A 22062-nucleotide genomic window follows, 5' to 3' on the forward strand; every position below is an offset into this window, starting at 1 on the left:
AGCGCCGATGACCGACCTGACCTTTACGCCGGATGCCGCGAATGCCCGTGCCTTCCGCGATGCCCTGGGGCGTTTTTCCACCGGGGTCTGCGTGATCACGGCGCAGGGCCCGGACGGGCACATGGGATTCACCGCGAACAGCTTTGCCTCGCTGTCGATGGACCCGCCGCTGGTGCTGTGGTCGCCCGCCAAGGCATCGCTGCGCTATCCCGTGCTGGTGGCCGCGCCGCACTACGCCATCCATGTGCTTGGCGCGGACCAGGGCGATGTCAGCCGCCGGTTCGTGCGCGGGGGCGCGGGGTTCGACGGACTGCCCCATGGCGTGAATGCCGAGGGCGTGCCGGTGATCGAGGGGTGCCTGGCGCGGTTCGACTGTCGGCAGCACGCGCTGCATGACGGCGGCGACCACACCATCGTGGTGGGGTTGGTGCTGCGGGCGGCGCTGGCCGAGGGCACGCCGCTGGTGTTCAGCGCCGGACGATACGGAACCTTCGCGCAGGCCTGAGGGGGACCCGCGCGGGACAGGCCCGGCCGGCGGGATGACGGCACAAGGGGGGAGGACGCACCGATGGGTGTACTGGTTGGGCTGGCCGCAGCCCTGGGCGCGCTGAATGCCGCCGTGCTTGCGGCCGGGCGATGGATCGGAGCGGTCTGCATGGCCGTGATGGTCGGGGCGATCCTGATCCAGGTGTTCTGGCGCTATGTGCTGGGCAATGCCCTGCCCTGGCCGGAAGAGGTGGCCCGGTTCCTGATGCTCTGGGCGACCGGGCTGATGGCGCCCACAGCCTATCGGCAGGGCGGGTTCGTCGGCATCGACATGGTGGTGCGCCTGCTGCCGCGCGTGGTTGCGGCCGGGCTGACGCTGCTGTTGCTGGGCGTGGCGCTTGCAGTGCTGCTGGTCGGGTTCCGCATCGGCTGGGCCGAGGTGACGGGCTTTGGCGGGCGGTTCGAGATGGATGCGTTCCGCGTGCCGACCGGATGGGGCGCCGAGGGGCTGGAATGGACCAAGGTGACGCGCGCCTGGATGATGGCCTCGCTGGCCGTGGGCGTCACGATCATGATCGCGGTGACGGTGGAACTGATGCTGCGCTGCGTCGCCACCATGGTCGGCGCGGGTGACCGCCTGCCCGCGATCGCCGGCGCCGCAGTCGGGGGGGCCGAGTGATGCTGTCGCTTTTCCTTCCGCTTTTCATGGTCTTCCTGCTCCTGGGCCTGCCGGTGTTCTTCGGGCTGATCGCGGCACCCGGCATCCTTCTGTGGATGAACGGGCAGGAGCGCGACATCGTGCTGCTGTATCGCAACGTCTACAACGGGATGGACAGCTTTCCGCTGATGGCGATCCCGTTCTTCATGCTGGCGGGCGAGGTGATGAACCGGTCGAACATCACCCTGCGGCTGGTCGAGTTCAGCCAGGCGATGATCGGGCACCTGCGGGGCGGCCTGGCGCATGTGAACGTGATGTCGTCGATGCTGTTCGCGGGGCTGTCGGGTTCGGCGGTGGCGGATGTCTCGGCCCTGGGTTCGATGCTGATCCCGGCGATGGAGAAGCAGGGCTATTCCCGCAAGTTCGCCGCCGCGATCACCGCCGCATCCTCGATCATCGGGCCGATCATCCCGCCGTCGGGGATCATGATCATCTATGCCTATGTGATGGGCGAAAGCGTGGCCGCGCTGTTCCTGGCGGGGATCGTGCCGGGGCTGATGATCGGCGGATCGCTGATGTTCATGATCTGGTTCCTGGCCGACCGCTATGACCTGCCGATGTCGACCCGCCGCGCCACCTGGGGCGAGGCCGGCCAGGCCAGTCTCAAGGCGATCTGGCCGCTGATGACCCCGGTGATCATCCTTGGCGGCATCCTTGGCGGCATCTTCACGCCGACCGAGGCGGCCTGCATCGCGGTCGGCTATTCGCTGATGATCGGGCTGTTCGTGATGCGGACGCTGAGCCTTCGCGACCTGCCGGACATCCTGATCAGGGCGGGCATCACCTCGGCCGTCGTGCTGCTGCTGGTGGGGGCGGCCATGGCCTTCAAGACCGTCGCGTCGCTGGCGCGCACGCCCGAGATGCTGGCGGCGATGATCCTCGGCGTATCGGACAACCCGCTGATCCTGCTGTTCATGATCAACATCCTGCTGTTCATCGTGGGGATGTTCCTGGATGCCGGGCCCGCGATCATCATCCTGGGGCCGATCCTTGGCCCGGTGTTCACAGCGATGGGCGTCGATTCGGTGCATTTCGCCATCATCATGGCGGTGAACCTGACCGTGGGGCTGCTGACGCCGCCCATGGGGCTGGTGCTGTTCGTCACCTCGTCGGTCTCGGGGCTGAGGGTCGAGACCATCGCGCGGGCCACGCTGCCGTTCCTTGCCGTCGAGATCGTGGTGATCTTCCTGATCACCTATTTCCCGGCCCTGACACTGACGATCCCGCGACTGCTCGGGTTCGTGAACTGACGCGGCGCGGGGCCGCGTTCCCGGCCCCCGCCACCAAACCGAAAACCAACGGGAGGACCACATGCTCAAGACACACCTGAAATCACTGATGCTGGCCGCGCTGCTGGCAGGCACGGCGGGCGCCGCCATGGCGCAGGACATCGTGCTGCGCGCGACGGCGAACTCGAACGAACAGGACGAGGACTATGACGGCCTCGTGGTGTTCAAGAACTATGTCGAGAACGCCTCGAACGGCGCGATCGGCGTGGAATTGTTCATCGGCACGCAGCTTTGCGCCACCGGGCAGGAATGCCTGGCGGGCGTCGCCGACGGGTCGATCGACATCTTCATCTCGACCTCGGGCGGGGCGGCGGGGATCTTTCCCTACATCCAGGTGCTCGACCTGCCCTATCTGATGAGCGACGACCGCGTGGCCGAGGAAGTGCTGTCGGGCGATTTCGTGCGCTTCCTGCGCGACAAGATGCTGGCCGACAGCGACGACACGATACGCCTGATGACGGTGGGCAATACCGGCGGCTGGCGCAACTATGCCAACACCAAGGCCCGGGTGGCGGCGCCCGCCGACCTGTCGGGACTGAAGATGCGCACGGTGCCCGCCGACCTGCCGCAGGAACTGGCCAAGACGCTGGGCGCGGCACCCACGCCGATCCCGTGGCCGGAGCTGTTCACCTCGCTGCAGACCGGCGTCGTGGAAGGCACCGCAAACGGGATCACCGACATCATGTCGATGAAGTTCCCCGATGCCGGCCTGAAGTACATCACGCTGGACGGCCACAGCTACATGGGCGCCTTCTGGTACATGTCGAACCAGCGGTTCCAGTCGCTTGACGACAACCAGAAGCGGATCGTGCTGGACGGGTTCGCGGCGCTGCAGCAGGCGACCTTTGCCTCGCCCAAGCGCAAGGAAATCGCGGCCTATGCGGCGTTCCGCGAGGCGGGTGGCGACATCTACGTGCCCACGCCCGAGGAAAAGGCCGCGTTCCAGGCCGCCGTCGCCCCGGTCTACGACTGGTTCAAGGCGAATGTCGCGGGCGGCGAGGAAACGCTGGCGGCATTCGAGGCGGCGGTGGTCGCGGCCACCGCCAAGATCGACGCGGAACGTGCCGCCGACATGAACTGACGCCGGTTGCCCCCGCGCGGCACCTGCCGCGCGGGGGCGCCCCGCTGCCTGCCCTGCGCCCCCGAACGGAACCCCATGTCATTTTCCCTGCCCACGCGCGCCGACTGGGATCAGCACTTTCCCGGCCTCGCGGTCGCAGGCTGCGCCGCCCTTGCCGCGCAGTTCCTGTCGGACCACTACGGCGCCCCGGCCATGCTGATGGCGATCCTGATCGGGATGGCGCTGCATTTCCTGGCCGAGGAGGGGCGCGCGGCGCCCGGCATCGACCTGGCCGCAAGGGCGGTGCTGCGCATCGGTGTGGCGCTGCTGGGGCTGCGCGTGTCTGCCGACATGGTGCTGTCGCTGGGCCTGCCCGCACTGGCCCTGGTGCTGGGCGCGGTGGCAGCGACCATCGGCTTCGGGATGCTGGTTGCCCGGCTGTCGGGGCAGAGCCGCGCCTTCGGGTTCCTGACCGGCGGGTCGGTGGCGATCTGCGGCGCCTCGGCCGCGATGGCCATCGCGGCGATCCTGCCGCAGGACGGGCGCCGCGCCGACACCGCCGAACGCGACCTTGCCTTTACCGTGGTCGGTGTGACCGTCCTGTCGACGCTGGCGATGATCGTCTATCCGATCCTGACCACGCGGCTTGGACTCGACACCCGGGCGACCGGGCTGTTCCTGGGGGCCACCATCCATGACGTCGCGCAAGTCGTGGGCGCGGGATTTTCGATCGACGATCCGACAGGAGAGTTGTCGACCCTGGTCAAGCTGATCCGGGTGACCGCGCTTGCCCCCGTGGTGATCCTGGCTGCCGTGATCCTGCGCGCACGCGGAACCGGCGCCGGCACGCGGCCGCCGCTGGTGCCGGGCTTTGTGCTGGCCTTTCTGGCGCTTGCCGCACTGAACTCGACCGGGGTGGTTCCGGCCTCGGCGTCGGACCTGGCCGGCGCGCTGTCACGCTGGGCGCTGCTGACCGCGATCGCCGCAGTGGGCATGAAGATCGCCCTGCCCCGGCTGATGCAGGTGGGGCGGCCCGCGATCGCGCTCATACTGGGCGAGACGCTGTTTTTGGCGGCAATCGTGTTCGTCGGGCTGCATATCCTGCCGATGATCGGGGCTTGACGCGCCGTTGACTTGAACAAATGCAGGTCTGCGCATATATCCCGACGAACAGCCCCAGCCGGACATCGCAATGACACCCGCAACCGAGATGACCGTTACGACCCCGCGTGCCGTGGCCCCGCCGCCTGCGGATGACATCGCGGTGCGCGCGGCCGAGGCTGCGGCCTTCCTGAAGGCGCTGTCGCATGAGGGTCGGCTGATGATCCTGTGCCATCTGGCCCAGGGCGAGCGATCGGTGACCGAGCTTGAAACCCTGCTTGAACAGCGGCAGTCGGCCGTCAGCCAGCAGCTCGCGCGGCTGCGGCTTGAGGGGCTGGTCACCTGCCGCCGCGAGGGCAAGACGATATACTATGCGATCCGCGACCCGAAGGTCGGACGGATCATCACCACCCTGCACGACATGTTCTGCAACGACAGCGACTGCTGACGGCGCCGGGACCCGGCGGAAGCGGTCAGAGCAGATCCAGCAGCCGTGCGGCCTCGGCCCGGGGATCGGCCAATGCGGACCGATCTTCGCCCGGATGGAACCGCGCCCGGACGGCGGTGGGCATCGGCGCGGGTTCGGCGATCATCACACGCGGACCGGTGCGCGCCGTTTCGGCCTGCCAGCTGCGGGCGAGGGCGACCTGCGCGGCCTTGGTCGCGCCATAGGCACCAAAGAACTTCTGCCCGCCGCGCGGATCGTCGAGGAAAAGGGCCGTGCCCTGCCCGGCCCGCAGCAGAGGTTCCACCATCGGGATCAGCGATGCGGTGGCCCGCAGGTTCACCGCGACCGACTTGTCGAAATCGCGGGCATCCATCGACCCGGCAGGCGCCAGCGGTGCCGCATGCACCGCCGCATGGACCCAGAGCGCCAGCCCCCCCCAGCGGTCATGCACCGACCGGCACAGGTGGCGCATCGCGTCCTCGCTGGTGACATCCATGGGCGCCAGCGTCAGCCCGCCTGCCCCTGGCAGGCCGGCTTTCCTGACGCGGTCGTCCAGGTCCTCGAGCCCGCCGACGGTGCGCGCCACCGCCACCACATGCCACCCCCGCAGCGCCAGCTGCTCGGCGATCGCGGCGCCAAGCCCCCGCGAGGCGCCGGTGACAAGGGCCACGCGGCCGGGTGCGGGAAGGTCGGGCATGCACAGGCTCCGGGCAGCGGACGATCTGGCGGCGGAATAAGTGCCCGGGCACGAAAGGGCAAGGGCGGCAGATGACAAGAGGACTTGACCCCCCGGGGCGGCGCCGTCATCAAGGCGTCGTCATTCCATGCAGAAGGTCCGCGCCGATGACCCTTTCCCATGCGCTTGTTGCCAACCGCAGCCTGCCCGTTCAGGCCCTGATGGTTCTGGCCGGTTCGATCCTGATCGCCGCCTCGGCGCGCGTCGAGGTGCCGATGTACCCGGTGCCCATGACCCTGCAGACGCTGGTGATCTCGCTGGTCGGGCTGGCCTATGGCGCGCGCCTTGGCGCGCTCACCGTGCTGGCCTACCTGGCCGAGGGTGCGGCGGGGCTGCCGGTGTTCTCGGGCGGCAACGCCGGGATCGGCTGGCTGCTTGGCGGCCCGACCGCAGGCTTCCTGTGGGGCTTTGTCGGCATGGCCTGGGCGACCGGCTGGCTGGCCGAACGCATGGCGGCGCGCGGTTTCGCCGCGCTGTTCGTCGCGGCGGTGGTGCCTGCGATGCTGCTTTTCGTCGCGGGCGGAGGCTGGCCGCTGCTGGCCGGCGTGCTGGGCATGCAGGCCCCCTGGACCGCCGGATCGCTGTCGGTGGTCTGGGCGGGCTGGATCGCGCCGTTCCTGATCGGCGGCGTCGTCAAGTCGGCCATCGCGGCGCTGATGATCGCGGGCGGCTGGAAGGCCGTGACGCGCGCGGGCTGATCCGCCGCACCTTGCCGGACATGCAGGCGCCGCCCCACGGGGCGGCGTTCCGCATTCCGGCCGCTGCGGCGGGGTTATTCCGCCGCCTTCATCTCGAACCCGTTCTCGATCATGTCCGAGGGCGCAACCGGATACTCGCCCGAGAAACAGGCGTCGCAATAGGCCGGGGCCGCCGGATCGCGCCCGGCCGCCTGCCCCGCCGCGCGGTACAGCCCGTCCAGCGTGACAAAGCGCAGGCTGTCCACCCCGATCCAGTCGCGCATCTCGTCCTCGGACATCGTGGCGGCAAGCAGCTTTGACCGTTCGGGTGTGTCCACGCCGTAGAAGCAGGGCCAGGCCGTCGGCGGCGAGGCGATGCGGAAATGCACCGCGGCGGCACCGGCCTCAAGGATCATGTCCTTGATCTTGCGCGATGTCGTGCCCCGCACGACGCTGTCATCGACCAGCACGACCCGCTTGCCCTTCACGAGCGCGCGGTTGACGTTCAGCTTCAGCCGCACGCCCATGTTGCGGATCTGCTCGGTCGGTTCGATGAAGGTGCGGCCGACATACTGGTTGCGCACGATGCCGAAGGCGAAGGGGATGCCGGATTCCTGGGAATAGCCGATCGCGGCCGGGGTGCCGCTGTCGGGCACCGGGCAGACCAGATCTGCCTCGACCGGCGCCTCGCGCGCCAGTTCGATCCCGATCAGGCGCCGCGTCTCATAGACCGACCGGCCGCCGAGGATCGAATCCGGGCGGCTGAAATAGACATGCTCGAAGATGCAGGGGCGGGCCGGGGCATGGGCGAAGGGGCGCGAGGTGGCAACCTTGCCGTTCTCGACGATGACCATCTCGCCCGGCTCGATCTCGCGCACGAAGTCGGCGCCGATGATGTCCAGCCCACAGGTTTCCGACGACAGCACCCACCCCTCGTCCCCGAGGCGTCCCAGCACCAGCGGCCGCACCCCCAGCGGATCGCGCACGCCGATCAGCTTGGTGCGGGTCATGGCGACGATGGAGAACGCCCCCTCGACCCGTCGCAGCGCGTCCTTGATGCGTTCGGCAATGGTCTTCTGGATCGACCGCGCCATCAGGTGGATGATGCATTCGCTGTCGGAGGACGACTGGAAGATCGAGCCCCGCTCGATCAGTTCCCGGCGCAGCGCCGAGGCGTTCGTCAGATTGCCGTTATGCGCGATGGCCGCTCCGCCCATCGAGAACTCGCCGAAGAAGGGTTGCACGTCGCGGATCGCGGTCGCCCCCTTTGACCCTGCCGTGGAATAGCGCACATGCCCGATGGCCAGTCCCCCGGGCAGCGTCTGCATCAGCGAGGCATTGGTGAAATTGTCGCGCACATAGCCGAAGCGGCGGACCGAGTTGAACCCGTGGTCGGGATCATAGCTGACGATGCCACCCGCCTCCTGCCCCCGGTGTTGCAGCGCATGCAGGCCGAGCGCCACGAAATTCGCGGCCTCCGGCACGCCGATCACGCCAAACACGCCGCATTCCTCGTGCAGCTTGTCGTCGGACAGCGGATCGAAGGGGTGGCGGAAGGGTTCCATGGGCGAGGCTCCGAATCCCAGGATCGCGATGCGCCTGATGTAGTGCCTGCGCGCCCGAGTGTCACGCACCCGTCACGCCACATCGCACAAACGGCATCCGGGCCGGGCGCGCTGCCGCAAATCGCGCCGCCCCCACCGCGCCCTAGACCAGCCTGGCCGGGAAGCCGTCGGCGCGCAGTTCCGTCTTCAGCGCATCCTCGAGCAACCGCACGATGGCGGTCGACTGCGCCGCCCCGCCATAGGCCGCGCGACCCTGCAGGAAGGTCTGCATGGCCTGGGCCGCCAGCCCCAGCGGCACACCGAATTCCCGCCCGTAGTCCATCGCGAACCCCAGATCCTTGACCGCCAGATCCATGGTGAAGCCCACATCATAGCTGCCGTTCAGGATCAGCTGGCCCTCGGTCTCGTGCACGAAGCTGTTGCCCGACGATGCGGCGATGGCCTCCCACGCGGTCTTCAGGTCAAGACCGCCGCGTGCGGCCAGCATCAGCGCCTCGCCATCCGCCAGCAGATGCACGAAGGCCAGCATGTTGGTGATCACCTTGATCACCGCCGCGCTGCCCAGCGGCCCCATGTGGAACAGCCGCCCGCCCATGGCCGACAGGGCGGTTCGGTGGCGTTCCACCAGATCGGCGGGGCCGCCCGCCAGGATTGTGATCTCGCCGCGCGCGGCCAGATGCACGCCGCCGGTGACCGGCGCCTCGAGCATCGACACCCCGGCGCCTTCGGCCAGCCCGCCCAGCCGCAGCACGTCGGCCCGCCCCAGCGTCGAATTCTCGATCCAGGTCGCGCCGCGTTTCAGATGCGGCAGCAGCGCCGCCAGGACCGCCTCGGATGCGGCGGGCGACGGCAGGCAGGTCACCACATGGTCGACCCGCTGCGCCAGATCCTCCAGCGAGGTGGCACGGCCCGCCCCATCGGGCGCGGGCCTGTCCGGGTCGCGGTCATAGGCCACCACATCCAGCCCGGCGCGCACCAGCCCCCCGGCCAGGTGGAACCCCAGGTTGCCCAGACCGACATAGCCGTATGTCATGCGCCGTGCCCCACCACTGCCTTGACCTCGCAGAAGTCGTGGATACCCCAGTCCGCATATTCGCGCCCGTTGCCAGACTGCTTGTAGCCGCCGAAGGGCGCATGGGTATCCCAGGCCGGATAGTTCAGCGACACCTGCCCGGCCCGCAGCCGCCGCGCCACCGCGCGCGCCTCATCGACCGGGCCCTGCACATAGCCGGCCAGGCCATAGGGCGTGTCATTGGCCATGGTGACCGCCTGATCCACGCTGTCATAGGGCAGGATCGCCAGCACCGGCCCGAAGATTTCCTCGCGCGAAACAGTCATCTCGTTGGTGACATTGCCGAACACCGTGGGCCGTGCGAACCAGCCGCGGTTCACGCCCTCGGGCCGTCCGGTGCCGCCGGTCACCAGAGTCGCGCCCTCGGCGATGCCGGCCGCGATCAGCCGCTGCACCTTTTCCCATTGCAGGCCCGACACCAGCGGGCCCATCCCGGTGCCCTCGTCGCGCGGATCGCCCACGACGATCGCCTCGGCCGCCGCCTTGGCCACCGCGCAGGCCTCGTCATGCCGGGCGCGCGGCACGAACATGCGGGTCGGCGCGTCGCAGGACTGGCCGGCATTGCCCATGCAGCCCTCGACCCCGCCCGCCACCGCGGCCGCAAGGTCGGCCGTGGGCAGGATGATGTTCGGCGACTTGCCGCCCAGTTCCTGCGCCACGCGCTTCACCGTCGGCGCGGCGGCAGCGGCCACCGCCGTGCCCGCGCGGGTGGAACCGGTGAAGCTGACCATGTCGACCTCGGGGTGCGCGGACATATGCGCCCCCACCACCGGCCCCATGCCGTTGACAAGATTGAAGACGCCCGCAGGCACACCCGCCGCATGGCAGACCTCGGCGAACAGGACGCCCGACAGGGGCGCGATCTCGGACGGCTTCAGGACCATCGTGCAGCCTGCGATCAGCGCGGGGGCCACCTTGCAGGCGATCTGGTTCATCGGCCAGTTCCACGGCGTGATCAGCGCGCAGACCCCGATGCCCTCGCGGATCAGCAGCGTCTCGCCGCGCATTACCTCCCATTCGAAGTCCTTCCCGGCGGCGATGGTCGATTCCAGATGCACCCGCCCGGCCCAGACCTGCGCGTCGCGCGCCCAGGTGATCGGCGCGCCCATCTCGGTGGACATGGCCTGCGCGAATTCCTCGGCGCGCGCGTTGTATTCATCGAGGATGCGCTCGACGATCGCGATGCGCTCGGCCACCGGCACCACCGTCCAGCCGTCGAAGGCCGCGCGCGCGGCTGCAATGGCGCGGTCGGCGTCGGCGGTCGATCCCAGTGCGATCTCGGCCACGATCTCTTCCGTCGCGGGATTCTCGACACCCATCCGCTCGGCGGACAGCGGCGTGACCCATTCCCCGTTCACGTAGAACTTCAGCAGATTGTCCCAAGCCATCCTGACCTCACCGGAAATGAATGTTGAACCGCGCCCTGACGGCGGCATCGACGGCGGGTGGCAGCACGCAGCCCGCCCGGCCGAGGATAGACTCCATCCGCGCACGCGCCGCGTCAAGCAGCAAGGGCCGCCCGGCCTCGCCCCATTCCTTGGGGCTCATCCGGTTGCCGACGACGGGGTAGACATATTCGGTCTGCATCAGGCTCAGCGTCTGGTCGCTGCCCAGATAATGCCCCGGCCCGCCCAGGCAGACCTGCTTCATCGCGTCGATCGACACCTTGTCCTCGGTCACCTCGATGCCGCGCACGCAGCGCATCACCTGCCCCAGCAGATCGTCGCCCAGCACCAGCGATTCATGGCAGAACCCCAGCAGCGAGGCATGCATCCCCACCGACTCGTAGCACATGTTCAGGCCCGCCAGCCCCGCCAGCACATTGGTGATGCCCTGCTCCCAGCCCGCCTGCATGTCGGGCAGCTTGGAATCCGAGATGCCGCTCGCCGCGCCCCCCGGCAGGCCATAGAACCGGTGCATCTGCGCGCAGCCCGCCGTCAGCAGCGCCTGCTCGGCGCTGCCCCCCGACATGGCGCCGGTGCGCAGGTCGGACACGAACGGCCAGGTGCCGAAGATGCAGGGCGCACCCTTCACGATGGCATTGGCATAGACCACACCCGCCAGGCATTCCGCCACCGCCTGCACGATGGCCAGTGCGATCGGCGCGGGCGCCGTGGCCCCGGCCTGCCCGGCCGACAGCAGCAGCATGGGCATCCCGGCCCGGATGCAGGCCTCCATGGTGACGCAGCTTTCCTCGGCGAACTTCATGGGCGGGACGACGAAGCAGTTGGAATTGCTGACGAAGGGTCGCGCGCGCCACTGGTCCTCGCCCCCCGCCACCATGTGCAGGAGATCAAAGCAGCCCTTCACATGCGCCGGGTCGCTGAACGAGGTGCCGACGTGTTTCTGCGTGCCCGCGAGGCAGGCGTAGAGCGTGTTCACGTCCATGTCGAAGTTGTCGACCACGTCGCGGCAGACGCAGATCCGCTGGAAGAAATGCACGTTGTCCAGATGCTCGACCAGCCGGGCCGCATCATACAGGTCCTGCGCCGTGGAATCGCGATAGGCCAGCGTGACGGGGTCGACCACATGCACCGCCGCGCCCGCCGTGCCGAAATGCACGTTGCTGCCGGTCAGGTGCAGGTCATGGCGCGGGTCGCGGGCAAACAGCGTGATGTCGCGCGCGGCCACCGCCAGCATGTCCTCGACCAGTGCGCGCGGAAACCGGATGCGCCCGTCATCGCCCAGCACCGCCCCGGCCCCGGTCAGGATCTCGACGCCCGAGCGCGGCGCCTGGCTCAGCCCGATCTCCTCGAGCGCCTGAAGCGCCGCCTGGTGGATGCGCAGCATGCCCGCCTCGGTCAGCGGCCGGTACTGGCCGCCGGGCATCCCGCCCCGCACCGGGCGCGCCTCGGGCGACAGGCCCGCCGCCCGCGCCGCCACCCGGGCCGCCCGCCCGCCCCGCGCCCGCACCGGCGCACAGACCTCGTCGCTCATTCCCCTGGCCCTTTCATCCTGGCCCGCCCTGCCGACCGGGCACCTGGCGCCCGGCCCGCCCCCATCACCGTCCCGCGCCGCCCTTCGCCAGAAGCGCGTCGATCTCGCCACCCGCTGCCGCCCCTGACAGCGGTGCAAAGGTGCCCTGCCCCAGCATTCCCGCCATGCAGTCCCGTATGGCGGCATGGGTGACCCGCGCGATCTGGCTGCCGGTCGAGATGCGGCGCACGCCCATCGCGGCCAGATCGGCCACCGCCATGCCCCTGACAAAGCCCGCCGCCAGAACGTTGACCGGCGCATCCACTGCCGCCAGCACCGCGCGCAGCGCCGGCAGGTCGGGCGGCGCGGGCAGGTACAGGCAATCGGCACCCGCCACCCCGAAGGCCCGCAGCCGCGCAATGCCCTCGGCCATGTCATAGGCGCCGTTCATCACCCCGTCGGCCCGCGCGCAGAGGACAAAGGGCCGGCCCAGCCCCCGCGCCGCCGCCACGGCCGCGCGCACCCGTTCGACCGCCAGGTCACGCGGATAGGCGGGATTGCCCGGCACCATCATCGTGTCCTCGATCGAGCAGCCCGACAGTCCGGCCCAGGCGGCCATCCGCACCGTTTCGGCGACACCGTCGGGATCGTCGGCAAAGCCGTTCTCGAAGTCGCCCGATACCGGCAGGCCGGTCGCGGCCACCATCGTCTCGGCATGGGCCAGCGCCTCGTCCCGGTTGACGCCGCCCATGTCGGGCCGCCCCAGCGTGAAGGCATGTGCCGCCGAACTGGTGGCCAGCGCAGGCGCGCCCAGGGCCGCCATCATCCGCGCCGATCCGGCATCCCAGGGGTTCGGCAGCACGAAACAGCCGGCGCGGTGAAGCTCGGCAAATGCCTGATGACGGTCCGCCAGCCTCATGCCCGCATCCTTTCGCCCTTGGGGTCGTACATCGGCACCAGCGACACCTCGGCCGCATGGCGCACGCCCGCCACCTCGATCTCATAGGCCGAGGCCAGCACATCGGCCGCCGTCTCGCCCGCGCAGGGCACGTAGCCAAGCGCGATCGCCCCGCCCAGCCAGTGCCCGTAGGCGGCCGATGTCACCGGGCCGACGATGCGCCCGTCCCGCACCAGCCCCTCGTTGTGGTACAGCATGACCGCCGGGTCCTTCAGGCGCAGTTGCACCATGCGCCGCCGCAGCCCCTCGTCCCGCCGCCGCAGCACGGCATCGCGCCCGATGAAGCCGGGCTTGGTGCTGCGCACCGCATGGCCCAGCCCCGCCTCAAGCGCGTGATCCTCGTCGGTGATGTCGTGGCCCCAGTGGCGGAACGCCTTTTCGATCCGGCAGCAATCCAGTGCATGCAGCCCCGCCAGACGCATTCCCGGCCCCGCGCCCGCCTGCATCAGCGCCTCGAAGACATGGGCGGCCTGGTCGGCCCCGGCGTAAAGCTCCCAGCCAAGCTCGCCCACATAGGACACGCGATGCGCCCGCGCGATACCCATGCCCGCCTCGATCTCGCGCGCGGTGCCGAAGGGGAAGGCGGTGTTGCCGAAGTCGTCGGGGCTGAGCGCGCCCATCACCTCGCGCGCCCTTGGCCCCATCACCACGAAACAGGCCTCGGCGGCCGACATGTCGGTGACCACGGCAAAATCGCCGTCGACATGCCCGCGCAGCCAGGCGAGGCAGCGCGTCAGCACCGCGCCCGCCACGACCAGCAGATAGGCGCCATCCGACAGCCGCGTCACGGTCAGGTCGGCCTCGATGCCGCCCCGGTCGTTCAGCATCAGCGTATAGACGATGCGCCCCGGTGCCACGTCCATCTCGGCCGAACAGACGCGGTTGAGGAAGGCGGTGGCATCGCGCCCCTCGACCCGGATCTTGCCAAAGCTTGTCATGTCGAAACAGGCGACACCGCTGCGCACCGCGTGGTGTTCGGCGGCAACGTTGGCAAACCACGGCTGGCGATCCCAGCCGAAGGTATAGTCGCGCGGCCCCCCCGGTTCGGCAAACCAGTTCGCCCGCTCCCAGCCCGCGACCTCGCCCCAGACCGCGCCCCGCGCCTCCAGCAGGTGATGCACGGGCGACCGCCGCACGCCCCGCGACGTCGTCATCTGCCGGTAGGGCCAGTGGTCGGCATAAAGCAGGCCCAGGGTCTCGCTCACCCGGTCCTTCAGATACCTGCGGTTCCGCTGGAACGGCATGGCGCGGCGGATGTCGACCTCCCACAGGTCGAAAGGCGGCGCGCCGTCGACGATCCAGCGTGCCAGCGCCATCCCCGCCCCGCCCGAGGATGCGATGCCGACCGAGTTGTAGCCCGCCGCGATCCAGTAGCCGGCCAGTTCCGGCGCCTCGCCCAGGTAATAGCGGTCATCGGGCGTGAAGCTTTCGGGACCGTTGAAGAACGTGTGAATGCCCGTCGTCTCGAACAGCGGCATCCGCCGCGACGCCAGTTCCAGCACCGGCGCCACATGGTCCCAGTCCTCGGGCAGGGTGTCGAACTCGAAATCGGCGCGGATGCCGTCCATCCCCCAGGGCTTTGCCCGCGGCTCGAAGAACCCGACCATCATCTTGCCCGCGTCGGCCTTGTAATAGGCGCATTCGTCGGGCACGCGCAGCACGGGCAGGTGGCCCAGCCCCGCCACCGGCTCGGTCACCAGGTAGAAATGCTCCGCCGCGTGCAACGGCAGGGTCACGCCGCTGGCCGCTGCCAGGTCGCGCCCCCACATGCCGCCGCAGTTCACGACCACCTCCGCGGCGATGTGCCCGGTCTCGCCGCCGGCGTCCCAGTCGACGCCGGTCACGCGGCCGTCTGCCGTGGTGACGCGGGTGACGCGCACGCCCTCGTGGATCTGCGCGCCCTTCATCCGCGCGCCCTTGGCCAGCGCCATGGCGATGTTGGCCGGATCGCATTGGCCGTCCAGCGGCAGATGCACGCCCCCGGTCACGTCCGCCACCTCAAGAAGCGGATACATCTCCTTGATCCGGGCTGTCGAAATCTCCTCGACCTCGACCCCGAAAATCCGTGCGACGGTGGCCTGGCGGCGCAGTTCCTCCAGCCGCGACGCCGTCAGCGCGACCGAGATGCTTCCCACCTGCCGCATGCCGGTGGCGACGCCCGTCTCGGCCTCGAGACGCCGGTAGAGATCGGCGGAATAGCGCGCCAGCCGCGTCATGTTGGCCGATCCGCGCAACTGCCCGATCAGCCCCGCCGCATGCCATGTGGTGCCGCAGGTCAGCCTGCGGCGTTCCAGAACCACCACATCCGTCCAGCCGGCCTCGGCCAGGTGATAGGCGACGGAGGCGCCCGAGATGCCGCCGCCGATGACGACCGCGCGTGCCTGGGTGGGAACGGTCATGGCAGGGCCTCCGGCGGGATCAGCACGAGCTTGCCGGGATAGCGCCCGGCCGCAAGATCGTCCTGCGCGCGGACGATGTCGCGCAGGGGATAGGTGTTCGACACCACCGGGCGCAGCCGTGCGGTGTTGATCAGGGTGACCAGCCCCGCGAACACCTCGCGCGGCTGGTGCGTGGCGCCGTGGATCGTCAGGTCGTTCAGATAGATGCGCCGCAGGTCGCCCTGCACCATCGGGCCCCCCACCGCGCCCGAGGTGGCATAGCGGCCGCCGGGGCGGAGCGCGTCCAGCCGGTCCTGCCAGCCCCCGCCCCCCACCACGTCGATCACCACGTCGAACCGGCCCGCCGGGGGCACCGCATCGCGCGGCAGGATCTCGGCCCCCATCGCGCGCAGGGGCGCGGACTTGGCCGGGCTGCACTGCGCCGTCACCTCGGCCCCGCGCAGGAGCGCCAGTTGCACCGCGGCCAGCCCCACCCCGCCCGAGGCGCCCGTCACCAGCACCCGTTCACCCGCCGCCACGCCCGCGCGAGTCAGCAGGTTGTGCGCCGTGCCGTGGGCACATGGCATCGCGCCGATCTCGACGTCCGACAGGGGCGAGGGCGTCACGTCATGCAGATGCCGCGCAGGCACCACGCAGTATTGCGCGAAGGCGCCGTCGAACTCCGACCCGATGGCGACGAAGGCGATGGCGTTGGCCGCGGTCGGCTCGTGCTGGTTGACCGGGCAGACGACGCGGGCGCCCAGGGCCGGCGCCGTCACCCCCTCGCCCAGCGCCACCACCCGGCCGCAGAGATCGGCCCCCTGGATGCGCGGAAAGGCCATCTCGCCCGCCCAGCCCGCCGCCTTGCCTTCCCCCGCGTCGCCCACGCCGTACCAGCCCAGCCGCGTGTTGATGTCGGTCATGTTCACGCCCGCCGCCAGCACCCGCACCAGCACCTGACCGGGGCCGGGGCGCGGCACGGGAATGTCCTCGCGCCAGACCAGCGCCACGGGCCCGCCGTGGGCCACAAGCTGCACCCCGCACATGACGGCGGGCAGGCTCATGCCTTCAGCCTTTCGTTGGCCGGGTCCCATTGCGCGCCGAACCCCGCGACCTCCGCGGGAATGCGCGCGCCGAACACCTCCACCTCCAGCCGCTGCCCCTGCGCCGCAAGGTCCGCCCGCAGCATGCCCAGCGCCACGACATGCCCGACCCGGTGGCCCATCGCGGCCGATGTCACCTCGCCCACGATACGGTCGCCATGCCAGAGGTTCGCCATGTAGGGCGGATCGCAGGGACAGTCCGCCACCTTCAGCGCCACGAACCGCTTGGCAAGCCCGCGCTGCTTCTCGGCCAGAAGCGCCGCCTTTCCGGGGAAATCCTTGCCCCAGTCGACGAACCGCTCCAGCCCGCCCTCCAGCAGCGAATAGTCCGTGGAAAGGTCGCCCTTCCACGCCCGGTATCCCTTTTCGATGCGCAGGCTGTTCAGCGCCCGCATCCCGAAGGGGATGGCCCCGCCGTGCAGCAAGGCGTCGTAGATCTCGGGCGCGTCGGCCCGGTCGCAGTGGATTTCCCAGCCCAGCTCGCCCGCAAACGACACCCGCAGCAGCGCGACATCCTTCCCCGCCACCCTCGCGGCATATTGCACCGACAGCCAGGGCAGCGTCAGGTCGGCGTCCGAGATCGGCGCAAGCAGCGCGCGCGCCTTCGGTCCGGTGACGATGAAACAGTGGATGCGATCGGTCCAGTCCTCCAGCGTGACGCCCTCGGGCAGGCCCCTGCGCAGGATGTCGGCATCGTGGGATTGCGCCACCGCGGCCGTGATGACGCCCACATCCTCGTCGCTGAAGGGAAGGCAGGTCATCTCGGTAACGATGCGGCCGCGGTCATCGGCGAAATACAAAAGCCCGGTCCGCCCGGGTTGCGGCAGCCTCGACGCGGTCAGCGACGCCAGATGCGCCCGCGCGCCCGGGCCTGCCAGCCGCAGCCGGGTGAAGCCCGGCAGGTCCAGCACCCCCACGCCATCGCGCACCGCCGCGCATTCGGCGGCGATCCGTGCCTCCCACGGGCCCGCGCGGCCCCAGGTCTGCGTCGCCTGCCAGGACGTGTCGTCGCCGGGCTTCGCGAACCATTCCGCCCGTTCCCAGCCGTTGTAAGGCGCCATCTGGCCGCCAAGTGCCGTCAGGCGCGCATGCACCGGCGACAGCCGCCGGTCGGGCGCGGCGGGCCAGCGGGCCATCGGGAAATGCATGGCGTATTCGTGGCCATAGACCTCCTTGCCCTTGGCCACGAGGTAGTCGTCATCCTCCCAGCCGGTGAACCGGCGCGGGTCGCAGGACCACATGTCCCATTCGGTGCCGCCCTCGGTCACCCATTCCGCCAGCACCTTGCCCGCCCCGCCCGCCTGGCAGATGCCGAAGGTGAACACGCAGGCCTCGAAGGCATTCGGCACGCCGGGCATCGGACCGATCAGCGGATTGCCGTCGGGGGTATAGGGGATCGGCCCGTTGATCACCTTCTGAAGGTTCGCGTTGGCCAGCAGCGGCACCCGCCGCGCCGCATCCTCGATCCACCATTCCAGCCGGTCCAGATCGTCGGGGAACAACTGGAACGCGAAATCTTCGGGCATCGGGTCATCGGGCGTGGCCCAGTGCGCGCGACAGGGGTCCTCGTAGGGCCCCAGGTTGAACCCCATCTTCTCCTGCCGCAGATAGTAGCTCGAATCGACGTCGCGCAGCAGCGGCAGCTTGTGCCCCGCTTGCTTCGACCACTGCTCCAGTTCCGGGATCGTGTCGAACAGCAGATACTGGTGACTCATCACCATCATCGGCACGCGGCGGCCGAACATCGCGCCGACCTCGGCGGCCCGGTATCCGGCGGCGTTCACCACCACCTCGGCCCGGCATTCGCCCTTGGGCGTGGCCAGGACCCAAAGCCCGGCCTCGCGCCGCACCGCGGTGACCGGACAGAACCGCTCGACCCGCGCACCCATGGCCCGCGCCCCCCGGGCCAGCGCCTGCGTCAGCTGCGCAGGATCAATGTCGCCGTCATGGGGATCGTAGAGCGCCCCGGTCAGGTCGTGCGTCTCGACAAAGGGGTATTTCTGCCCGATTTCCGACGGGTCCAGCAGTTCCAGGTCCATCCCCTGATACCGGCCCATGCCCACCACGCGGGCAAATTCCATCCGCCGCTCGCGCGAATGGCCCAGCCGCACCGACCCGGTGACATGGTAGTTCATCGGATAGTCGACCTCGGCCCCCAGCCGCCGGTACAGCCCCGCCGAGTAGCGCTGCATGTTCATGATCGACCAGGACGCGCTGAAGGTGGGCACGTTCCCGGCGGCGTGCCAGGTCGACCCGCTGGTCAGTTCGTTCGCCTCCAGCAGCACGGCATCCTGCCACCCCGCCTTCGCCAGATGGTAAAGGCACGAAGCGCCCACCGCGCCCCCGCCGATCACCGCCACCCGCACATGCATGGGCCAGTCCGCCATTGCCGCCCCCCGTTTCGCCGGCGCCATCATCTGCCTGCCGCGCGATGCTTTCAATTCGCCGCTGTCACCCTTATTGATCGAAATCGACGATCACGGCCCGCCCGGTTCCACCCGTTCCCGGGACACCCCGCGCCGGCCCCACCCGACAGCGCGGCCCCAGATGCACCCCGACCAGATCGCGACCTTCCTCGACCTCGCCGAGACGGCCAGTTTCCACCGCAGCGCCGAACGGCTTGGCCTCACGCAATCGACCGTCTCGGCCCGCATCGCGGCGCTCGAGGCCGCGCTTGGCACGCGGCTGTTCTCGCGGTCGCGCGCGGGGGCGCAACTGACGACCGAGGGGCTGAAGTTCGCGCCCCATGCCCGCGCGCTGCGCCACGCCTGGGCCGAGGCGCAGCGGTCCGTCACACCCACCGGCGAATCGGCGCTGAACCTGCGCATCGGCATCCAGTCGGACCTGGCGGCGCATGGGCTGGGCGACTGGGCGCAGGGGTTCCGCCGCGCCCTGCCCGATGTCGCGCTCTACATCGAACCCGACTATTCGGCGCAGATGTGCCGCGACATCTCCGAGGGGCGGCTCGACTTCGCCGTCCTCTACACGCCCCACCCCGCGCCCGACCTGCATTTCACCACGCTGGGCGAGGCGCGCTACATCCTGGTCTCGACGGTTCCGGCGCGGCTGGCCGACCTCGCGCCCGCGCGGCTGATCCGCGCCAACTATGCCCCGGCCTTCGCTGCCGCACAGGCCGCCGCGATCCCCGCGATGGCCGAGGCGGCGGTGGCCTCGGGGCAGTCGGCGGCGGTGGCCTCGCTGCTGCTGGCCATGGGCGGCGCGGCCTATGTGCTCGAGGATACCGCCCGCGCCATGGGGGCCGCCGTCAGCCCCGTGGCCGATGCCCCGGCGATCGGCCAGCCGGTGCAGGCGGCAACCCACCTGCGCCACCGCACCTCGCCCATGCACCGCACGCTGCTGCGCATCATGCGCCAGCACTTCGCCCGGCCGCGCGGCTGACCCGCGCCGCGCCGTCAGGCGGCGAAATCCGAGATCACCGCCACCCCCGGCGGGGTCGGTCCGTCGAAGGCCCGCAGTTCCGCCGAGGCATCCGACAGCGCCACCTCGCGCGCGACGATCGGCGTCACGTCCACCGCGCCCCGCTCGATCAGGTCCAGAAGCGACGGATAGCGCCAGGCCGGCATCCCGCGCGTGCCGAACAGCGCCAGGTTCTTCATGTAGATGGCGTTCATGTTGATTTCCATCCGTGCCGTGTGGCCCACCGGCATACCCACCTGCACATGCCGCCCCAGCGGCCGCAGGCATTCGATGGACCCGTTCGTCGTGGCCGCGATGCCGAGCGCCTCGACCGAGACATGCGCCCCGCCGCCCGTGATCTCGACGATCCGCGCCGCCACGTCGCCCTCGCGCGCGTCGATGGCGGCCTCGGCCCCCAGGCGGCGCGCATGGTCAAGCTTTTCGGGCACCACATCCACCACCACGACCCGCGCCCCCAGGGCCCGCCCGAGGATCAGGCACGACAGCCCGATACCCCCCGTCCCATGCACCGCAAGCCATTCGCCCGCCCGCAAGCCGGGCCGCCCGGTCAGCGCGTGCCAGGCCGTCGTCACCCGGCAGCCCAGCCCCGCCGCGACCACCGGCGACAGGCTGTCGGGCAGACGGGCCAGGTTGTGCGCGAAGGGAACATGGACGTACTCGGCAAAGGCGCCCGGTTCCACGAACCCCGGCAGGCGCTGCGACCGGCAGGTGTGGCCCTCGCCCGACTGGCAGTCGGGGCAGATTCCGCAGGCCAGGATGAAGGGCGCGACCACCCGGTCACCCGGGCGCCACTTCGCCAGCGGCCCGGCCTCGACCACCTCGCCACAATATTCATGCCCGCCGATCTGGCCCGGCTTCACCCGCGGATGTTCCCCCGACCAGCCGTGCCAGTCCGACCGGCAGATGCCGCAGGCCAGCACCCGCAGCACCACGCCATCGGCCTCGCAGCCGGGTTCCGGCACATCCTCGATCGACAGGTCGGCCCGATAGGCCCTCAGCACGGCAGCACGCATCGCTCTTCCCCCTTCAGGTCGCGCAATGGGGCGCGAAACCCCGGGCGGGGTCAAGCCATGCGCGGCCCGGTCAGGCGATCTCGACCGCGAACTTCTCGATCACGGTGTTCGCCAGCAGCCGCTCGCACATCGCGCGCACCTCCGCCTCGGCGGCGGCGCGGTCGGTGGCGGCCAGGTCCAGCTCGATCACCTTGCCCTGCCGCACCGCCTGCACGCCGGAAAACCCCAGCGTGCCAAGGGCGTGGCGCACCGCCTCGCCCTGCGGGTCCAGCACCCCGTCCTTCAGCATCACATGCACGCGCGCCTTGAGCATCGGGACCTCTTCAGTTGATCAGCGTGGGCTTCGTGGTGTGCGTGACGTTCGAGGGCAGAACGCCCAGCCGCCGCGCCAGTTCGGTATAGATGTCGCCAGCCGCACCCAGCGGGCGCACCGCGCCTTCGGGCAGCAACTGGCCGTCGGGGCCGCGCAGGTCCCAAAGGCGGCAGCTGTCGGGCGAAATCTCGTCGGCCACGATCAGCCGCATGAAATCGCCTTCCCAGATGCGCCCCACCTCGATGCGGAAATCCGCAAGCCGGATTCCCACGCCCATCATCACCCCCGACATGAAGTCGTTCACCCGCAGCGCCAGCGCCACGATGTCGTCAAGGTCCTGCTGGTTGGCCCAGCCGAAGGCCACGATATGCTCTTCCGCGACAAGCGGCGAATTCAGCTTCTCGTCCTTGTAGTAGTATTCGACGATCGGGCGCGGCAGCGACGTGCCCTCGGGAATGCCCAGGCGGCTCGACAGGTCGCCAGCCGCGAAGTTGCGCACAACGACCTCCAGCGGGATGATCTCGACCATCCGGACGAGCTGCTCGCGCATGTTCAGCCGCCGGATGAAATGCGTCGGCACCCCGATGCCGTTCAGCCCCGACATGAAGAACTCGCTCAGGCGGTTGTTCAGCACCCCCTTGCCCTCGACGGCGGCGCGCATCGGCGTGGCCGGGCTGCCCGAAGCCTCGTCCTTAAAATACTGGATCAGCGTTCCGGGCTCGGGTCCTTCGTAGAGGATCTTTGCCTGGCCCTCGTAAATCTTCTTGCGGCGTGCCATGGGGTCTCCACCC

The 22062-nt window shown here is 69.8% G+C and carries 20 protein-coding genes; 8 read left to right on the forward strand and 12 right to left on the reverse strand.

From position 1 onward, the window contains the following. Nucleotides 1-7 precede the first annotated feature (7 nt). The 6 genes from KF887_14640 (at nt 8) to KF887_14665 (ending at nt 5102) form a co-directional block, all read left to right on the forward strand. Nucleotides 8-505 carry a flavin reductase family protein gene (locus tag KF887_14640; protein ID QYK40636.1) on the forward strand — a complete coding sequence of 166 codons (498 nt, stop codon included), beginning with the start codon at nt 8-10 and terminating at the stop codon, nt 503-505. Between the two features lie 63 nt (nt 506-568). Continuing rightward, nucleotides 569-1165 (forward strand): TRAP transporter small permease subunit, encoded by a 597-nt coding sequence (locus tag KF887_14645; GenBank protein QYK40637.1) that lies wholly within the window; start codon nt 569-571, stop codon nt 1163-1165. Beyond that, complete coding sequence (locus KF887_14650; protein QYK40638.1) at nt 1165-2454, forward strand: TRAP transporter large permease; 1290 nt, start codon at nt 1165-1167, stop codon at nt 2452-2454. The genes KF887_14645 and KF887_14650 overlap by 1 nt, the downstream gene beginning before the upstream one ends. A 61-nt stretch (nt 2455-2515) precedes the next feature. Then, complete coding sequence (gene dctP, locus KF887_14655) at nt 2516-3574, forward strand: TRAP transporter substrate-binding protein DctP (GenBank protein ID QYK40639.1); 1059 nt, start codon at nt 2516-2518, stop codon at nt 3572-3574. 75 nt (nt 3575-3649) lie between these two features. Further along, nucleotides 3650-4675, forward strand: a complete 1026-nt coding sequence (locus KF887_14660) for a putative sulfate exporter family transporter (GenBank protein ID QYK40640.1) — start codon at nt 3650-3652, stop codon at nt 4673-4675. A gap of 70 nt (nt 4676-4745) precedes the next feature. Then, a complete protein-coding gene (locus KF887_14665) occupies nt 4746-5102 on the forward strand; it encodes a helix-turn-helix transcriptional regulator (protein QYK40641.1) in 357 nt (118 codons plus the stop codon). A 25-nt stretch (nt 5103-5127) separates the two neighbouring features. On the opposite strand, the gene KF887_14670 is transcribed toward KF887_14665, so the two are convergent. Continuing rightward, nucleotides 5128-5799, reverse strand: coding sequence for an SDR family oxidoreductase (locus KF887_14670; protein ID QYK40642.1), 672 nt, complete (start codon nt 5797-5799; stop codon nt 5128-5130). 146 nt (nt 5800-5945) lie between these two features. Between KF887_14670 and KF887_14675 the strand changes: the two genes are divergently transcribed. Next, nucleotides 5946-6536, forward strand: coding sequence for a biotin transporter BioY (locus tag KF887_14675; protein ID QYK40643.1), 591 nt, complete (start codon nt 5946-5948; stop codon nt 6534-6536). Nucleotides 6537-6610: 74 nt separating this feature from the next. On the opposite strand, the gene KF887_14680 is transcribed toward KF887_14675, so the two are convergent. The 8 genes from KF887_14680 to KF887_14715 form a co-directional block, all read right to left on the reverse strand. Next, nucleotides 6611-8080: an amidophosphoribosyltransferase gene (locus KF887_14680; GenBank protein ID QYK40644.1), complete on the reverse strand. Its 1470-nt coding sequence runs from the start codon at nt 8078-8080 to the stop codon at nt 6611-6613. A gap of 142 nt (nt 8081-8222) precedes the next feature. Further along, nucleotides 8223-9113, reverse strand: coding sequence for an NAD(P)-dependent oxidoreductase (locus KF887_14685; protein QYK40645.1), 891 nt, complete (start codon nt 9111-9113; stop codon nt 8223-8225). Then, complete coding sequence (locus KF887_14690) at nt 9110-10540, reverse strand: aldehyde dehydrogenase family protein (protein ID QYK40646.1); 1431 nt, start codon at nt 10538-10540, stop codon at nt 9110-9112. The genes KF887_14685 and KF887_14690 overlap by 4 nt, the downstream gene beginning before the upstream one ends. 7 nt (nt 10541-10547) lie before the next feature. Next, a complete protein-coding gene (locus KF887_14695; protein QYK40647.1) occupies nt 10548-12089 on the reverse strand; it encodes a trimethylamine methyltransferase family protein in 1542 nt (513 codons plus the stop codon). Nucleotides 12090-12153: 64 nt separating this feature from the next. Then, nucleotides 12154-12987 carry an isocitrate lyase/phosphoenolpyruvate mutase family protein gene (locus KF887_14700; protein ID QYK40648.1) on the reverse strand — a complete coding sequence of 278 codons (834 nt, stop codon included), beginning with the start codon at nt 12985-12987 and terminating at the stop codon, nt 12154-12156. Beyond that, on the reverse strand, nt 12984-15425 hold the full coding sequence (locus KF887_14705) for a GcvT family protein (protein QYK40649.1): 2442 nt from the start codon (nt 15423-15425) through the stop codon (nt 12984-12986). The genes KF887_14700 and KF887_14705 overlap by 4 nt, the downstream gene beginning before the upstream one ends. After that, the gene (locus tag KF887_14710; GenBank protein ID QYK40650.1) at nt 15422-16468 is read right to left on the reverse strand and encodes a zinc-binding dehydrogenase; all 1047 of its coding nucleotides are present in this window, start codon (nt 16466-16468) and stop codon (nt 15422-15424) included. The genes KF887_14705 and KF887_14710 overlap by 4 nt, the downstream gene beginning before the upstream one ends. Then, nucleotides 16465-18894: a GcvT family protein gene (locus tag KF887_14715; GenBank protein ID QYK40651.1), complete on the reverse strand. Its 2430-nt coding sequence runs from the start codon at nt 18892-18894 to the stop codon at nt 16465-16467. Before KF887_14715 ends, KF887_14710 begins: the two co-directional genes overlap by 4 nt. Nucleotides 18895-19054: 160 nt before the next feature. On the opposite strand from KF887_14715, the gene KF887_14720 reads away from it, so the two are divergent. After that, the gene (locus tag KF887_14720) at nt 19055-19906 is read left to right on the forward strand and encodes a LysR family transcriptional regulator (GenBank protein QYK40652.1); all 852 of its coding nucleotides are present in this window, start codon (nt 19055-19057) and stop codon (nt 19904-19906) included. A 14-nt stretch (nt 19907-19920) separates the two neighbouring features. Here KF887_14720 and KF887_14725 read toward each other — a convergent pair whose 3' ends face one another. The 3 genes from KF887_14725 to KF887_14735 form a co-directional block, all read right to left on the reverse strand. Next, nucleotides 19921-20958, reverse strand: a complete 1038-nt coding sequence (locus KF887_14725) for an alcohol dehydrogenase catalytic domain-containing protein (protein QYK40653.1) — start codon at nt 20956-20958, stop codon at nt 19921-19923. A 70-nt stretch (nt 20959-21028) separates the two neighbouring features. Beyond that, nucleotides 21029-21271: a phosphoribosylformylglycinamidine synthase subunit PurS gene (purS, locus tag KF887_14730; GenBank protein QYK40654.1), complete on the reverse strand. Its 243-nt coding sequence runs from the start codon at nt 21269-21271 to the stop codon at nt 21029-21031. Nucleotides 21272-21281: 10 nt separating this feature from the next. Beyond that, a complete protein-coding gene (locus KF887_14735; GenBank protein QYK40655.1) occupies nt 21282-22049 on the reverse strand; it encodes a phosphoribosylaminoimidazolesuccinocarboxamide synthase in 768 nt (255 codons plus the stop codon). Nucleotides 22050-22062 lie beyond the last annotated feature (13 nt).

The organism is Paracoccaceae bacterium, from assembly GCA_019454225.1.
Lineage (GTDB): Bacteria > Pseudomonadota > Alphaproteobacteria > Rhodobacterales > Rhodobacteraceae.

Excerpts from the sequence above, each read along its gene's own strand:
- KF887_14640 (QYK40636.1), top strand. The coding sequence starts at position 8 with ATGACCGACCTGACCTTTACGCCGGATGCCGCGAATGCCCGTGCCTTC.
- KF887_14645 (QYK40637.1), top strand. The coding sequence starts at position 569 with ATGGGTGTACTGGTTGGGCTGGCCGCAGCCCTGGGCGCGCTGAATGCC.
- KF887_14650 (QYK40638.1), top strand. The coding sequence starts at position 1,165 with ATGCTGTCGCTTTTCCTTCCGCTTTTCATGGTCTTCCTGCTCCTGGGC.
- dctP (QYK40639.1), top strand. The coding sequence starts at position 2,516 with ATGCTCAAGACACACCTGAAATCACTGATGCTGGCCGCGCTGCTGGCA.
- KF887_14660 (QYK40640.1), top strand. The coding sequence starts at position 3,650 with ATGTCATTTTCCCTGCCCACGCGCGCCGACTGGGATCAGCACTTTCCC.
- KF887_14665 (QYK40641.1), top strand. The coding sequence starts at position 4,746 with ATGACACCCGCAACCGAGATGACCGTTACGACCCCGCGTGCCGTGGCC.
- KF887_14670 (QYK40642.1), bottom strand. The coding sequence starts at position 5,799 with ATGCCCGACCTTCCCGCACCCGGCCGCGTGGCCCTTGTCACCGGCGCC.
- KF887_14675 (QYK40643.1), top strand. The coding sequence starts at position 5,946 with ATGACCCTTTCCCATGCGCTTGTTGCCAACCGCAGCCTGCCCGTTCAG.
- KF887_14680 (QYK40644.1), bottom strand. The coding sequence starts at position 8,080 with ATGGAACCCTTCCGCCACCCCTTCGATCCGCTGTCCGACGACAAGCTG.
- KF887_14685 (QYK40645.1), bottom strand. The coding sequence starts at position 9,113 with ATGACATACGGCTATGTCGGTCTGGGCAACCTGGGGTTCCACCTGGCC.
- KF887_14690 (QYK40646.1), bottom strand. The coding sequence starts at position 10,540 with ATGGCTTGGGACAATCTGCTGAAGTTCTACGTGAACGGGGAATGGGTC.
- KF887_14695 (QYK40647.1), bottom strand. The coding sequence starts at position 12,089 with ATGAGCGACGAGGTCTGTGCGCCGGTGCGGGCGCGGGGCGGGCGGGCG.
- KF887_14700 (QYK40648.1), bottom strand. The coding sequence starts at position 12,987 with ATGAGGCTGGCGGACCGTCATCAGGCATTTGCCGAGCTTCACCGCGCC.
- KF887_14705 (QYK40649.1), bottom strand. The coding sequence starts at position 15,425 with ATGACCGTTCCCACCCAGGCACGCGCGGTCGTCATCGGCGGCGGCATC.
- KF887_14710 (QYK40650.1), bottom strand. The coding sequence starts at position 16,468 with ATGAGCCTGCCCGCCGTCATGTGCGGGGTGCAGCTTGTGGCCCACGGC.
- KF887_14715 (QYK40651.1), bottom strand. The coding sequence starts at position 18,894 with ATGGCGGACTGGCCCATGCATGTGCGGGTGGCGGTGATCGGCGGGGGC.
- KF887_14720 (QYK40652.1), top strand. The coding sequence starts at position 19,055 with ATGCACCCCGACCAGATCGCGACCTTCCTCGACCTCGCCGAGACGGCC.
- KF887_14725 (QYK40653.1), bottom strand. The coding sequence starts at position 20,958 with ATGCGTGCTGCCGTGCTGAGGGCCTATCGGGCCGACCTGTCGATCGAG.
- purS (QYK40654.1), bottom strand. The coding sequence starts at position 21,271 with ATGCTCAAGGCGCGCGTGCATGTGATGCTGAAGGACGGGGTGCTGGAC.
- KF887_14735 (QYK40655.1), bottom strand. The coding sequence starts at position 22,049 with ATGGCACGCCGCAAGAAGATTTACGAGGGCCAGGCAAAGATCCTCTAC.